Source organism: Pseudomonas cimarronensis, assembly GCF_049331905.1.
Taxonomy (GTDB): Bacteria; Pseudomonadota; Gammaproteobacteria; order Pseudomonadales; family Pseudomonadaceae; genus Aquipseudomonas.
This window is the reverse complement of sequence record NZ_CP186283.1, coordinates 2,663,024-2,676,484: the sequence shown is the minus strand read 5'-3', so window position 1 is coordinate 2,676,484 and position 13,461 is coordinate 2,663,024. Positions and strand designations below refer to the sequence as shown.

At 60.0% G+C, this 13,461-nt stretch carries 13 protein-coding genes; 8 read left to right on the top strand and 5 right to left on the bottom strand.

The window, feature by feature from the left end:
• Positions 1 to 142 precede the first annotated feature (142 nt).
• Entirely contained in the window at positions 143 to 1,165 is a 1,023-nt protein-coding gene (locus ACOCLD_RS12535) for a zinc-dependent alcohol dehydrogenase family protein (RefSeq protein WP_422909396.1), read from the bottom strand.
• 261 nt (positions 1,166 to 1,426) lie between these two features.
• Here ACOCLD_RS12535 and ACOCLD_RS12530 point away from each other — a divergent pair, with 261 nt between their 5' ends.
• The 4 genes from ACOCLD_RS12530 (at position 1,427) to ACOCLD_RS12515 (ending at position 8,436) form a co-directional block, all read left to right on the top strand.
• A complete protein-coding gene (locus tag ACOCLD_RS12530; RefSeq protein WP_233684904.1) occupies positions 1,427 to 2,344 on the top strand; it encodes a LysR family transcriptional regulator in 918 nt (305 codons plus the stop codon).
• Positions 2,345 to 2,517: 173 nt separating this feature from the next.
• Positions 2,518 to 3,756, top strand: coding sequence for a multidrug efflux RND transporter periplasmic adaptor subunit MexE (mexE, locus tag ACOCLD_RS12525; protein WP_422909395.1), 1,239 nt, complete (start codon positions 2,518 to 2,520; stop codon positions 3,754 to 3,756).
• Between the two features lie 100 nt (positions 3,757 to 3,856).
• Entirely contained in the window at positions 3,857 to 7,036 is a 3,180-nt protein-coding gene (locus ACOCLD_RS12520) for an efflux RND transporter permease subunit (protein ID WP_422909394.1), read from the top strand.
• Entirely contained in the window at positions 7,033 to 8,436 is a 1,404-nt protein-coding gene (locus ACOCLD_RS12515) for an efflux transporter outer membrane subunit (protein WP_422909393.1), read from the top strand. The genes ACOCLD_RS12520 and ACOCLD_RS12515 overlap by 4 nt, the downstream gene beginning before the upstream one ends.
• A gap of 93 nt (positions 8,437 to 8,529) precedes the next feature.
• Here ACOCLD_RS12515 and ACOCLD_RS12510 read toward each other — a convergent pair whose 3' ends face one another.
• Positions 8,530 to 8,961, bottom strand: a complete 432-nt coding sequence (locus tag ACOCLD_RS12510; RefSeq protein ID WP_233684900.1) for an MAPEG family protein — start codon at positions 8,959 to 8,961, stop codon at positions 8,530 to 8,532.
• Positions 8,958 to 9,284, bottom strand: coding sequence for a DUF2834 domain-containing protein (locus ACOCLD_RS12505; RefSeq protein WP_422909392.1), 327 nt, complete (start codon positions 9,282 to 9,284; stop codon positions 8,958 to 8,960). The genes ACOCLD_RS12510 and ACOCLD_RS12505 overlap by 4 nt, the downstream gene beginning before the upstream one ends.
• A 108-nt stretch (positions 9,285 to 9,392) precedes the next feature.
• Between ACOCLD_RS12505 and ACOCLD_RS12500 the strand changes: the two genes are divergently transcribed.
• Complete coding sequence (locus ACOCLD_RS12500) at positions 9,393 to 10,214, top strand: helix-turn-helix domain-containing protein (RefSeq protein WP_422909391.1); 822 nt, start codon at positions 9,393 to 9,395, stop codon at positions 10,212 to 10,214.
• On the opposite strand, the gene ACOCLD_RS12495 is transcribed toward ACOCLD_RS12500, so the two are convergent.
• Both ACOCLD_RS12495 and ACOCLD_RS12490 read right to left on the bottom strand, forming a co-directional pair.
• The gene (locus ACOCLD_RS12495; protein WP_422909390.1) at positions 10,211 to 10,507 is read right to left on the bottom strand and encodes a DUF2388 domain-containing protein; all 297 of its coding nucleotides are present in this window, start codon (positions 10,505 to 10,507) and stop codon (positions 10,211 to 10,213) included. The genes ACOCLD_RS12500 and ACOCLD_RS12495 overlap by 4 nt on opposite strands.
• Before the next feature lie 135 nt (positions 10,508 to 10,642).
• Positions 10,643 to 11,188: an ATP-dependent zinc protease gene (locus ACOCLD_RS12490; protein WP_422909389.1), complete on the bottom strand. Its 546-nt coding sequence runs from the start codon at positions 11,186 to 11,188 to the stop codon at positions 10,643 to 10,645.
• A gap of 108 nt (positions 11,189 to 11,296) precedes the next feature.
• Between ACOCLD_RS12490 and ACOCLD_RS12485 the strand changes: the two genes are divergently transcribed.
• From ACOCLD_RS12485 to ACOCLD_RS12475, 3 genes are all read left to right on the top strand, one after another.
• Positions 11,297 to 11,497, top strand: a complete 201-nt coding sequence (locus tag ACOCLD_RS12485; RefSeq protein WP_257778446.1) for a hypothetical protein — start codon at positions 11,297 to 11,299, stop codon at positions 11,495 to 11,497.
• Between the two features lie 172 nt (positions 11,498 to 11,669).
• Positions 11,670 to 12,170: a disulfide bond formation protein B gene (locus ACOCLD_RS12480; RefSeq protein WP_422909388.1), complete on the top strand. Its 501-nt coding sequence runs from the start codon at positions 11,670 to 11,672 to the stop codon at positions 12,168 to 12,170.
• A gap of 282 nt (positions 12,171 to 12,452) precedes the next feature.
• Positions 12,453 to 13,457, top strand: coding sequence for a TRAP transporter substrate-binding protein (locus ACOCLD_RS12475; protein ID WP_422909387.1), 1,005 nt, complete (start codon positions 12,453 to 12,455; stop codon positions 13,455 to 13,457).
• The last annotated feature ends 4 nt before the right edge of the window (positions 13,458 to 13,461 follow it).

Below are 13,461 nucleotides of genomic sequence, written 5' to 3'. Positions count from 1 at the left end.
CCTGTTGTCAGCTGCCAGCTTTATATATTTTATTTAACATAATATACATTATGCGAACTATCATGTTACGAGCAGTGAACCCAGATCACTCAGGATTCACTGCTCTCGCCCTAATTCGGGCTTCGCATAATGTGAGTTATGTTTAACCCGCGCCGAGATCCAGCACTACACGGCCACGGCTTGGGCAGGTTTCCATGTAACGATGCGCTTCGACTACTTCGTCGAATCTGTACACCTTGTCGACCAGCGGCTTGAGCAAACCATCTGCCGTCAGCTGGTTGATGCCTTGCACAGCCTTGGCTACAGCGGCTGCATCCTGCGGAATATTCAGCTCTTCCTTGCCGGTGAAGTTGCCGATGCAATGCACGAAGAACTGAATGTTCTTCTGGAACGCTGCACAGGCTGGGAACGGCGTTTCGTTGCCGCCTTGCAGATCAAACAGGATCAGTCGACCGCGTGGCGCGATAGCATCACCCAGCAGACACATCTGCGGGCCGCCGAGTGCATCCATCACCACATTGACACCACGGCCATCGGTTAGCTTGCTGACGCGGCTGACCAGATCCTGCTCCTCAGTGAGGATGATGTGATCAGCGCCCAGCTGCTTGAGAAAGTCGCTGTCCTCAGCAAAAGCTGTGGCTGCAATGACCGTTGCGCCCAGGGCTTTGCCCATTTGTACGATGTATGGGCCCCAACAGCGGCTTGCGGCCGTTACCAACACGGTTTCACCGGGCTGCAAACGTGCCAGTTCGCTGAAACCGAACCAGCCGACCATCGACGGCAGATAGTGCACGGCGGCCTGTTGTACGGTCAGGTTGTCCGGGTAACGCGCCAAGGAACTGCGTGGCAACACCACATGCTCGGCATAACTGGGATAACGGTTGGCGCTGTGCCCCGGGAAGCTCGCTACTCGATCACCGATAGCCAGATCAGTCACACCATCGCCGACGGCTAGCACCACGCCAGCCAGTTCGTGGCCCAGGCCTGCTGGCAAATGTGTCGGTGTATTGGCCAGGTTCTGCCGCCAGAGCACGTCGTACCAGCTGACACCTACGGCTTCAACACCGACCAGCACTTCACCTGCGGCGGGCGCAGGTGCTTGGCGCTCTTCGATCTTGAGGACATCGGCCTCACCAAATTCGTGGAAACGCACTATGCGGGACATCGCAAACCTCTTCGTTTGACCCATTCAGGTCGCGGCAGCTGTTCAGCATTTCTGCCCGATACAGTCATGACGACCTCTTATGGCCACGGACTTTATCCGGGCTTTGCCAGCAATTCCACCGCTCAGGGCTGATATTCACCATGCTTGTCGGTGATGATGCGTCACGCACACATCATTTCTCCGCGCATATTGCCTGGCGACAGCATTCGGCATTAGCCTGATTCGCGCGTAAAACCGCAGCCACTCCAGAATGGACACCGGATGAACCGTAACGATCTTCGCCGCGTCGATCTCAACCTGCTGATCGTCTTTGAAACGCTGATGCATGAACGCAGCGTGACCCGTGCGGCGGAAAAACTGTTTCTCGGCCAGCCGGCTATCAGTGCTGCCCTCGCCCGTTTGCGCAGCCTGTTCGATGACCCATTGTTTGTGCGCACCGGCCGCAGCATGGAACCCACCGCCCGCGCCATGGAGATTGCCGCCCTGCTCTCGCCGGCGCTGGATTCGATCTCTACGGCAGTCAGTCGTGCAGCAGATTTTCATCCAGCCACCAGCAATGCGGTATTTCGCATTGGCCTGTCGGATGATGTCGAATTCGGCCTATTGCCACCGCTGATCAAGCGCCTGCGCGCCGAAGCACCCGGCGTGGTACTGGTGATTCGCCGTACCAACTACCTGCTGATGCCTGCTTTGCTGGCCTCCGGGGAGATTTCCGTGGGCGTTGCCTATACCGAGGAATTGCCCGCCAACGCCAAGCGCAAGGTGCTGCGTCGTAGCAAACCGAAGCTGCTACGCGCCGATACCGCACCAGGCGCGCTGAGCCTGGATGACTTCTGTGCCAGGCCGCACGCGTTGGTGTCCTTTGCCGGCGACTTGGGTGGTTTTATCGATACCGAACTGGAAAAACTGGGTCGCAAGCGTCGCGTGGTACTCGCCCTGCCCCAGTTTAATGGCCTGGGCACCCTGCTCGCCGGCACCGATATTCTCGCCACCGTGCCGGATTACACCGCAGCAGCATTGACCTCTGCGGGAGGGGTCCGCGCCGAAGAACTGCCCCTGCCGACGCAGACCTTCGAACTGCACATGGCCTGGCGTGGCGCTCAGGATAACGATCCGGCGGAACGCTGGCTGCGTTCGCGCATCCAGATGTTCTGCGGTGATCCGGACAGCCTGGAATAAGCCCTTTCCCGCAATCAAGGTGCGCCCGAGCACCTTGCTCACATAGTTGAAATCGATATAACCCCTTTCATCATCATTCACGATGATAGTCACCTTCGCGGCATTCGATTCGTTCCACGCCAAAGCGCGCAGCAGACTCCGCCCCATCACAACACCCTCGGGCGGATACACACATGGAACAGTCCAATAACAATCGCTGGCATTTCCCTTTGGCTCTGGCCGCAGTGCTGGTCTTGAGCGCATGCGGTAAAGCGCCGGAAACCGCACAGCAGATGCCTGCTGCAAAAGTCAGCGTGGCAGCCGTCATCGAACAGCCGATCAACGAATGGGATGAATTTACCGGCCGCCTGGAAGCGCCAGAGTCAGTGGAAATTCGCCCACGGGTGTCCGGTTTCGTTGATCGCGTTGCCTTTGCCGAAGGCAGCCTGGTGAAGAAAGGCGATCTGCTGTTCCAGATTGATCCACGACCATTCCAGGCTGAAGTCAAACGCCTGGAAGCTCAGCTGCAACAGGCCCGTGCCAGCCAAGCCCGCACGCAAAGTGAAGCCAATCGCGGCGAGCGCCTGCGCCAGAGCAACGCTATCTCCGCCGAGCTGGCCGATGCCCGCGCCAGCGCGGCAGCGGAAGCCAAGGCAGCAGTGGCCGGTATCCAGGCAGAGCTGGATAACGCCCGTCTTAACCTGAGCTTCACCCGCGTTACCGCGCCGATTGATGGCCGCGTCAGCCGGGCAGAAATCACCGAAGGCAACCTGGTCAATGCCGGGCAGAGCCTGCTGACCACCCTGGTCAGCACCGACAAGGTCTACGCCTATTTCGATGCGGATGAGCGCGTGTTCCTCAAATACGTTGAGCTGGCGCGCCAGGCCGGTGGTCAGGCGCGCGATGCCAGCCCGGTGTACCTGGGCCTGTCCAGCGAAGACGGCCACCCGCACCTGGGTGAACTGGATTTCCTCGACAATCAGGTTAATCCGCAGACCGGCACCATCCGTGGCCGTGCGGTGTTCGATAACCGTGATGGCCGCTTCACACCGGGCCTGTACGCCCGCCTGAAGCTGGTTGGCAGCGGCCAGTACGCGGCCGCGCTGATCAAGGATGAAGCGGTCGGCACCGACCTGGGCAAGAAGTTCGTCCTGGTGCTCGACAAGGACAACGCCGTGCAATACCGCGCCATTGAACTGGGGCCGAAGCTGGAGGGCCTGCGCATCGTGCGCCAAGGCTTGGTCAAGGGCGAAAAGATCGTGGTCAACGGCCTGCAACGCGCCTTTCCCGGCGCCACAGTTGATCCGCAGAGCGTACCGATGGCAGACGAGGCCACCCTCGCGCAACTGCTGCGCCTGCGCCAGTCGGTCGACGAGCGCGATGCACCACGGGTCGCCAAACAGGACATCAGCAGCGGCAAACCGCGCGGTTGATATGACGCCTGGGGCGCACGGCGCTCCCTCCCCGACAACCTAATTCGTAGGGCGCGCATGGCCGTTAGGGCCTGGCGCACCGGCGTCCGAGGATTTTCTGATGAACTTCTCGCAATTCTTTATTCAGCGGCCGATTTTCGCCGCTGTGCTGTCACTGTTGATCCTGATCGGCGGGGCCATCTCGCTGTTCCAGTTGCCGATCAGCGAATACCCGGAAGTCGTGCCGCCTACCGTGGTGGTGCGCGCCACCTTCCCCGGCGCCAACCCCAAGGTGATCGGTGAAACCGTCGCCTCGCCGCTGGAACAGGCAATCACCGGGGTGGAGGGCATGCTCTACATGTCGTCCCAGGGCACGGCCGACGGCAAGATGACCCTGACCCTGACCTTCGCCCTCGGTACCGACTTGGACAAAGCCCAGGTGCAGGTACAGAACCGCGTAACCCGGACCATGCCGACCCTGCCCACCGAAGTGCAGCGTCTCGGTGTGACCGTCGACAAGGCTTCGCCCGACCTGACCATGGTTGTGCACCTGACCTCGCCGGACGACCGCTATGACATGCTTTATCTGTCCAACTACGCCGCGCTCAACGTCAAGGACGAGCTGGCGCGTCTGGATGGCGTGGGCGATGTGCAGCTGTTTGGCCTGGGCAACTATTCGTTGCGCGTGTGGCTCGATCCGAACAAGGTTGCGTCACGGGGCCTGGCCGCCAGCGACGTGGTCAATGCCATTCGTGAGCAGAACCGCCAAGTGGCTGCGGGTTCGCTCGGTGCGCCGCCCTCGGATGCCGGCAATAGCTTCCAGCTGTCGATCAATACCCAGGGCCGCCTGGTCAGCGAGGAAGAGTTCGAGAACATCATCATTCGCGCTGGTGAAAACGGTGAAATCACCCGTCTGAAAGACATTGCACGGATCGAGCTGGGCTCCAGCCAGTACGCCTTGCGTTCTTTGCTCAACAACAAACCCGCCGTTGCCATCCCGGTGTTCCAGCGTCCCGGCTCCAACGCCATCGAGATTTCCGATGCGGTGCGCGCCCGCATGGCCGAACTGAAGCAGAGCTTCCCGCAGGGCGTGGACTACGAGATCGTCTACGACCCGACCATCTTCGTGCGGGGCTCCATCGAGGCGGTGGTGCATACCCTGCTCGAAGCCATCATCCTGGTGGTGCTGGTGGTGATTCTGTTCCTGCAAACCTGGCGCGCGTCGATCATCCCGCTGGCTGCCGTGCCGGTGTCGTTGATCGGCACCTTCGCCGTGATGCACATGTTTGGCTTTTCGCTCAACGCCCTGTCGCTGTTCGGCCTGGTGCTGGCCATCGGCATCGTGGTGGACGACGCCATCGTCGTGGTGGAAAACGTTGAACGGAATATCGGCCTGGGCAAAACCCCGGTAGAGGCCACCAAGCAGGCGATGAAGGAAGTCACCGGGCCGATCGTCGCCACGGCCCTGGTGCTCTGTGCCGTGTTTATTCCCACGGCGTTTATTTCCGGGCTTACCGGGCAGTTCTACCAGCAGTTCGCCCTGACCATCGCCATTTCCACAGTGATCTCGGCCTTCAACTCACTGACCCTGTCCCCTGCCCTGGCTGCCGTACTGCTGAAAAGCCACGACGCGCCGAAAGACCGCTTCTCCAAGGTGCTCGACAAGCTGTTTGGCGGCTGGCTGTTCACGCCGTTCAACCGCCTGTTCGACCGCGCCAGCCAAGGCTATGTCGGCACGGTGAAACGCGTGCTGCGCGGCAGCGGCATCGCCCTGTTCGTCTACGCCGGCTTGATGGGCCTGACCTATCTGGGCTTTGCCACTACGCCAACAGGCTTTGTACCGGCGCAGGACAAACAGTACCTGGTCGCTTTCGCCCAGCTGCCGGATGCGGCGACCCTGGACCGCACCGAAGACGTAATCAAGAAGATGTCGGAAATCGCCGGCAAGCACCCCGGTGTGGAAAACACCGTGGCCTTCCCCGGGCTGTCGATCAACGGCTTCACCAACAGCCCGAACAGCGGCATCGTCTTTACGCCACTGAAACCGTTCGATGAGCGCAGTGATCCGTCGATGAGCGCCACGGCGATTGCGGCCGAGCTTAACGCGCAGTTCAGCGAGATTCAGGACGCCTATATCGCCATCTTCCCACCACCACCGGTGCAGGGTCTGGGCACCATCGGCGGATTCCGCCTGCAGGTGCAGGACCGTGGCAACCTCGGCTACGACGAACTGTACGTGCAAACCCAGAACGTCATCGCCAAGGCCCGCGCGCTGCCAGAGCTGGACCCGATGTCGGTGTTCACCAGCTATCAGGTGAATGTGCCGCAGATTGATGCCGCCATCGACCGCGAGAAGGCCAAGACCCACGGCGTGGCGATCAGCGACATCTTCGACACCATGCAGATCTACCTGGGTTCGCTGTACGCCAACGACTTCAACCGTTTTGGCCGTACCTACCAGGTCAACGTGCAGGCCGAACAGCAGTTCCGCCTGGAGCCGGAGCAGATCGGCCAGCTCAAGGTGCGCAACAATCGTGGCGAAATGGTCCCGCTGTCAGCCTTCCTCAAGGTCAGCGCCAGCTCGGGGCCGGATCGGGTAATGCACTACAACGGCTTCCTCACTGCTGAGATCAACGGCGCGGCAGCCCCCGGTTATAGCTCCGGTCAGGCCGAAGCAGCGGTGGCCAAGCTGCTCAAAGAAGAGTTGCCCAATGGCATGAGCTTCGAGTGGACCGACCTGACCTACCAGCAGATCCTCGCCGGTAACAGCGCGATCTTCGTCTTCCCGCTCTGCGTGCTGCTGGCCTTCCTGGTGCTGGCCGCCCAGTACGAAAGCTGGAGCCTGCCGCTGGCGGTGATCCTGATCGTGCCGATGACTCTGCTCTCGGCCATCACCGGGGTGATCCTGGCCAGTGGCGACAACAACATCTTCACCCAGATCGGCCTGATCGTACTGGTGGGATTGGCCTGCAAGAACGCCATCCTCATCGTCGAGTTCGCCAAGGAGAAACAGGAAGAAGGCATGGACCGCGTGAGTGCAGTTCTGGAAGCCTGCCGCCTGCGCCTGCGGCCGATTCTGATGACCAGCTTCGCCTTTATCATGGGTGTGGTGCCCCTGGTACTGTCCTCCGGTGCCGGCGCAGAAATGCGTCATGCCATGGGCGTGGCGGTATTCAGTGGCATGCTCGGCGTGACCTTCTTCGGCCTGCTGCTGACACCGGTGTTCTATGTGTTGATTCGCGGTTTCGTGGAAAAACGCGAAGCACAGAAAGCTGCACGTTTGCAGGAGGTGCAGGTATGAAGCCTCTTAACGCCAAACCGCTGGCCATCAGCCTGCTGACCCTGGCGCTGACAGCCTGTGCCGTCGGCCCGGACTACCAGGCTCCGCAGACCGCAGATGCCCAGCTGAGCAGCGCGCAAAGCACTAGCTACGACCGCTCGCGCTTTGAAGCAAGCTGGTGGCAGCAGTTCGACGACCCGGTGCTCAACCAGTTGGTGCAACAATCACTTGAGGATAACCGCCAGCTGCGCGTGGCCTTTGCCCGCCTGCGGGCGGCCCAGGCCATCCGTGATGACCTCGGCAACGATCAGTTGCCAACCATCACCAGCCGCGCCAGCGGTGAATTCGGCAAAGCCCAGCAACCCGGCGTGACCGAGCAGCGCGTGCGCGGTGAACGTTACGACCTGGGGCTGGATATGCTCTGGGAACTGGACCTGTTTGGCCGTATCCAGCGCCAACTGGAAGCCAGTGATGCCGAATTGGACGTGGCCGAAGCGGATTACCAGCAACTGCAGGTCAGCCTGATTGCCGAGCTGGTGGATGCCTACGGCAGCCTGCGCGGCGCGCAACTGCGTGAACGCATCGCCCGCGCCAACCTGAAAAACCAGCAGGAATCGCGTGCCATCACCGAGCAGTTGCGCGAAGCCGGCGTCGGTAGCCAGCTGGATGTGCTGCGCAGTGACGCACGCCTGGCCGGCACCGAAGCCAGCCTGCCGCAACTGCAAGCGCAGCAGCAGCGCGCCAAACACCGCATCGCCACCCTACTCGGTCAGCGTCCGGACCAATTGAGTGTGGACCTCTCGGCACAAGAACTGCCCGCTATCGCCAAGGCGCTACCGGTGGGCGACCCAGGCGAGTTACTGCGCCGCCGCCCGGATATCCGCGCGGCCGAACGGCAACTGGCCGCCGCTACCGCCAATATAGGCGTCGCCACAGCAGACCTGTTTCCACGGGTGAGTCTGTCCGGTTTCCTTGGCTTTACCGCCGGGCGTGGCTCGCAGCTGGGCTCGTCGGCAGCACAAGCCTGGGGCCTGGCACCTACCATCAGCTGGGCGGCGTTTGATCTGGGCAGCGTGCGTGCACGCCTGCGTGGGGCTGAAGCCGAAGCCGATGGCGCGCTGGCCAACTATGAGCAACAGGTGCTGCTGGCCCTGGAGGAATCAGCCAACGCCTTTAGCGACTACGGCAAACGCCAACAGCGCCTGCTCGCCCTGCTACGCCAATCCGACGCCAGCCGCGCCGCCGCCGAACAAGCCCGCGTGCGCTACCGCGAAGGTGAAGTGGACTTCCTCGTGCTGCTGGACGCCGAACGCGAACGCCTGAGCGCCGAAGACGCCCAGGCCCAAGCGGAAGTCGAGCTGTATCGCGGCATCGTCGCCATCTACAAGGCCCTTGGCGGCGGGTGGCAGCCCAACGCCTGATTTGCTAACTGACTCTCCCCCAGGTTGGCCCAGCCAACCCCTTCCCGCCCCACGGCAGTTGCTCCTTGCCGTGGGGCTTTTTTTGACCTGCCGCTATACGCCACTAAAAACTGCAAACCCTAGTAATGCCGCCAGCAACAGAAGGCAGATGACTGCTACGCCATAAGCGATGGTGCGCCATGGCTGCAGCCTGTTCAGGTACATCAGGGTGTGAAGCAACCGAGCACTGGTGAACACGTAGAAAATTCCGACAGTCGCTTCGTTGGGCGTATTCAGCACTACAGCGAGTGCGCCCAAAACGAAAAACAGCGGGATGTTCTCCAAGTCATTCGCCCAGGCCTTGGCAGCGCGTTGTACATGCGGTAATTCATTTGGAGAACGCGTGCGTTTGAAAAAGCCAGCGTCTTCGGCATTGACGAAAGCCAGGTATCTGAGGCGGAAATAACCCTGATAGCAGGATATCGCCAGCATTTTTAGGAACAAAAGCAGCACACAGACCGTGTATGCGTGCAGCACAGTGTTCATGCCAACCTCTCAGGCTGTCGTGGGCGGGTGAATCCATCCATGACGATGTACAACAGCGGGCCAATGGAGACGAAAATCGCTGTAACCACGAAGAACGGCACAATCGTCGCGAGCGAGCGGCCTTTCGAACGGGCATCACGGTATATCCAGATGCAGGCCATAAAGCCCAGCAGATAGAGGTCAATCACCACCTGTGCCATGTCCGGTCGAGAAATCAGCTCAATCCCGAACGCCAGCAGCGACTGTTCGGCCATAAGCATGGTCCAGGCGGTATACAGAGAAAACGCCAGCAAGACGGCTAGCGCAATATAGGGTCGGTTCATGTTCTGCTCCTGATCAATGACCAGGACAAATTAGTGATATCGTCGCCGCGCGTTCAATGACCTGACAGGTCATAGACGCTGCCCCGCTCGCACTGCCAGAGTCTGCATATGAACTCGCGCCCGCTTTCTCGAACGATATCCTCGGCAACAGCCGGTTCGCAGTTGCGCCTGCTACGACAACAAGCCCGCTTGAGCCAGCTCGATCTGGCCTTGATAACGGGGATTTCCCAACGACACCTGAGCTGCATCGAAACCGGCCGCGCCAAGCCAAGCCCCAGTACACTACATGCCCTCCTGATGGTTCTGAATACACCGCTGGAGCAGTGCAATAGCGTTTTCCTGGCGGCCGGCTATGCGCCGCGTTACGAGGCATCACCGCTCGCAGCCCCGGCGATGGATGCCATTCGTGGGGCGATTGGCCATGTGCTGCAGGCCAATAACCCGGCACCGGCCATCGTACTAGGCAGCAACTGGGACGTTCTGGCCGCCAACGCCAGCACCGCCGTGCTGTTCGACCTGATCGGGCTGCCTACGGATGCCGTCGAGGGTTTAAACCTGTTGCGTACATTGCTGCAACCGGGTGGGCTAGGCGATCACCTGCTCAATGCCGAAGAAGTTCGCGCAGTGGCCTGGCAGCGCGCTGCACGCGAGGCCCTGGACAACCCTGAACTGGCCAGAGTGCTGGAAACCCTGCCAGCAGCCTCTAGCCCTGCACCACTGGCGAATGAGTTTCCCCCACTGCTGATGACTCGGGTCGACTCCGCACAGGGCGAACTGAATTTCCTCTCCACTTTCACCACGTTCGGTATGCCACTCGACATTACCGTGGCCTCATTGCGCATCGAACACCTGATTCCCGCTGATGCGCCGACCTGGCAGATCATGACCCAGGCCTATGAACGCTCGTTGGAAGCTCCTGCCACTGTTTAGCCCTGGCTGGCGATGGCTAACGCTATTTGCATATTGCTTAACGTGGACTTGGGATGTGCATCGCGGTAGTGGCGCAGTGCTTGCTCCAGTTGCGCACCATGGATGCCTCCAGCGCTCGCAACGTAAACCAGCGCATCGTCGCGAGCGCTTGCGTAGCCCTGTATGGCGTTACTGGTGGTTATGCTGATACCTGCTGTACCCAGGATGGTAGCCACCGAGAACTGTTCAACCGAATTACCACGTCCCTCCATCGCCCAGGCCTGGTCAATAGTTGCCAGGAAAGTGGTGAGCATCAATGGATGGATTCGTTTCAATGTCTCTGCTCCCATTACCTTTTGTTCGAGTCGCCAGCATAAAAAAGGCAGAACTCGAAAATTGTTTGGCAGGTCGCGTTATGACGAATGAAATCATTACGGTCAACCCGCACATCAACTGGCCTGCGTACAACTCGGCTGCCCAGCCGAGTAACGTACGCCGGGGCTGACGGCAGCGTTGAACTCCTTCAAGGCTGTCGAGCCGATCAGCAGCGGGTATTCAAAGGCGCTGCGGTCGGTCAGGTTGACCTCTATGTTTTTCAGTTCATCACCCACGCAGATGTCCATCTCGACCACCGGGCGGGCGCTGTAGAGCTGTTTGTCGCCAGGTTTGCGGTCGTCGGCGCGGCGTTTGATATAGCTCATGCGCGCCAGTGGCTTTTCAATCACTGGAGCTTTTTTGGCGTCGTCCAGGCCTACCTGGAAACGCACCCACTCACCGCCATCGCGCTTGAACATTTCAATATTCTTGGCGCTGAGCGAAGCGGTTTCGGCACCGGTATCGAGCTTGGCGGGCAGCTCCAGGGCCAGCTCATGCAAGGAAACCTTCTCATGCAGGCCAAATATCTGCGGCTGGTTGGCCATCGCGCCTGTGCTGAACAGTGCGCTGCACAGGGTTAATGCCGCAGTGATTGTCGCGATAGGTACAAGATTAGGCATGCAGAGGCTCCTGGCGCATTAGAAAGTGCGGCTACGATAGCGATGCTGGCTGAATTGAAACTGAATGCTTGCCTGCTTATCCTGCAAGCCTCAGCCATACGGCACAGCATGAGCACGCAGACAGTGGATCAACCAAGCAGCCCCGCCAGTGACGCTGATGTACTGGCCTACATGCAGCGTCAGCTACGCTCCGGGCGCGTTAAACCGAGCGTACTCGTCAGCCTGACGCAGAAGACCTTTGCCGATGTCAGCCATGAGCGCATCGTGCAGTGTTTCAATCAGTTGGACTCGGGGTTGCTCAAGCGATAGCCAAAGCCGTTGCATCAATACGGTCTGCCTGACTGTTCGCTGACGATCAGCCTTGTGCAGCAGCTCCACCCTGCAGTGCTCATAGGCTTGCAACTTAATCATGTGCCGCGCATCTGATAGCTCGGCACAGTTTCTGCCTTAGCCATTGCGCCAGGCCCTTTCGGAGATTCAGATGTCCCGCGCCACCTCCCTCATGCCCCTGCTCGCCCTGATTGCCTTTGCCTGCTTTGCCATGCTCGGCGCTGCCTTGCTGCTGCAGCATCTGGCCGGCTGGGAACCTTGCACCCTGTGTATTCAGATCCGCTTGTGGCTGCTCTGTGGCGGCGTTTTGAGTCTGCTGATCCTGCTGCTGGAAGGCATCGGCTTGCGCTGGTTGACCTTGCCATTGTGGCCGTTGCTGCTGGCTGCTGCCGGCATGGCGGTATACGACAACAGCCATCTGGTGCTCATCGAAAGCGGTGTGCTGGAAAGCTCCAGCTGCTCGCCTTTCCCGTTCTACGCCTTCTACCTGCCGCTGCACGAGTGGCTGCCTGAGGTATTCATGAGTGCCGGCGTGTGTGGCGAAAGCGACTACCGCATCCTCGGGCTGTCGTTCACCTACTGGACGCTGCTGAGTGTGGTGCTGTTGCTGGTACTGAGTCTGCTGGCCAGCTGGCGTGCCATTCGTCGCTGACCGGTGACTTTACGGGTTGGCGGCAATACGCCAACTCGACTCTGAATAAGCGATTTATTGCTGATACTCGCGTGAAAATGGCGACTTATCGCCACGCACTGTGCGCCTGATCACGCGCCTTTTCTCAGCCTCCCTGCTCTCCAGCGTGCCAGCCACTCTGGCATAGGCATTGCGATACAGCCCTGGCATTGCGCAGAGCAATGCAGTGACAGCCTCCGCCAGACTGCCGAGACGTTCTCTGGCTGCCGTCACCTCCTCCATAAGAAGAACAGGGACACCGCTATGTTCAAGTCGATCTGCGCCATCGCCGTTGGCAGCCTGCTGCTCGCGTCCACCTCACTGCACGCGGCCAGTGACAACGGGCCGATTGTCATCAAGTTTGCCCATGTGGTGGCAGACAACACGCCCAAAGGCCAGGGCGCACTGCTGTTCAAGAAGCTCGTCGAGGAGCGCCTGGGTGACCAGGTACAGGTTGAGGTCTACCCCAATTCGACCCTCTACGGTGATGCCAACGAGCTCGAAGCGTTGGCTAAAAACGAGGTGCAGCTGTTGGCGCCGTCACTGGCCAAGTTCGAGAAATACACCAAGCAATTACAAGTGTTCGACCTGCCGTTTCTGTTCGATGACCTGGACGCGGTCAACCGCTTTCAGAAACGTGCCAAGGGTCGTCAGCTGTTGCGTTCCATGGAAGACCACAACATCGTCGGCCTGGCCTATTGGCACAATGGCATGAAACAGCTTTCGGCAACCAAGGCGCTACTGGTTCCGGGCGATGCAGCCGGTTTGAAGTTCCGTATTCAACCGTCCAGCGTGCTTCAAGCACAGTTCAACCAGCTCGGCGCCACGCCTTTGGCCATGCCGTTTGCCGACGTTTTCGACGCGTTGAAAAGCGGCAAGGTACAGGGGGCGGAAAACCCCTGGTCGAATCTCTACAGCAAGCAACTGCACAGCGTGCAGCCGTTTATCACCGAGACCAACCACGGTGTGCTCGACTACATGCTGGTGAGCAATCCACGCTTCTGGTACGCCATCCCACACCAGGTCCGTATGCAGCTGGAAGGCATCATCGATGAAGTGACCTTTGAAGTGAACCGCCAGGCCGAAGCCGCCAACCAGGCTGATCGCGAGCGTATTGCTGCCGCCGGCGGCACTCAGGTGATCACCCTCAATGCCGAGCAACGGGAGGCCTGGCGCAAGGCCATGCAGCCGGTCTGGCAGCAGTTTGCAGGGGCGATCGGTGCGGACGTGATGAAGGCCGCGCAAACGGTCAACCGCAAGCGCGACTGAATTC

Bases quoted from the DNA above. Each gene is read 5' to 3' on its own strand.
- ACOCLD_RS12535 (WP_422909396.1), bottom strand. From the start codon at position 1,165: ATGTCCCGCATAGTGCGTTTCCACGAATTTGGTGAGGCCGATGTCCTC.
- ACOCLD_RS12530 (WP_233684904.1), top strand. From the start codon at position 1,427: ATGAACCGTAACGATCTTCGCCGCGTCGATCTCAACCTGCTGATCGTC.
- mexE (WP_422909395.1), top strand. From the start codon at position 2,518: ATGGAACAGTCCAATAACAATCGCTGGCATTTCCCTTTGGCTCTGGCC.
- ACOCLD_RS12520 (WP_422909394.1), top strand. From the start codon at position 3,857: ATGAACTTCTCGCAATTCTTTATTCAGCGGCCGATTTTCGCCGCTGTG.
- ACOCLD_RS12515 (WP_422909393.1), top strand. From the start codon at position 7,033: ATGAAGCCTCTTAACGCCAAACCGCTGGCCATCAGCCTGCTGACCCTG.
- ACOCLD_RS12510 (WP_233684900.1), bottom strand. From the start codon at position 8,961: ATGAACACTGTGCTGCACGCATACACGGTCTGTGTGCTGCTTTTGTTC.
- ACOCLD_RS12505 (WP_422909392.1), bottom strand. From the start codon at position 9,284: ATGAACCGACCCTATATTGCGCTAGCCGTCTTGCTGGCGTTTTCTCTG.
- ACOCLD_RS12500 (WP_422909391.1), top strand. From the start codon at position 9,393: ATGAACTCGCGCCCGCTTTCTCGAACGATATCCTCGGCAACAGCCGGT.
- ACOCLD_RS12495 (WP_422909390.1), bottom strand. From the start codon at position 10,507: ATGCTCACCACTTTCCTGGCAACTATTGACCAGGCCTGGGCGATGGAG.
- ACOCLD_RS12490 (WP_422909389.1), bottom strand. From the start codon at position 11,188: ATGCCTAATCTTGTACCTATCGCGACAATCACTGCGGCATTAACCCTG.
- ACOCLD_RS12485 (WP_257778446.1), top strand. From the start codon at position 11,297: ATGAGCACGCAGACAGTGGATCAACCAAGCAGCCCCGCCAGTGACGCT.
- ACOCLD_RS12480 (WP_422909388.1), top strand. From the start codon at position 11,670: ATGTCCCGCGCCACCTCCCTCATGCCCCTGCTCGCCCTGATTGCCTTT.
- ACOCLD_RS12475 (WP_422909387.1), top strand. From the start codon at position 12,453: ATGTTCAAGTCGATCTGCGCCATCGCCGTTGGCAGCCTGCTGCTCGCG.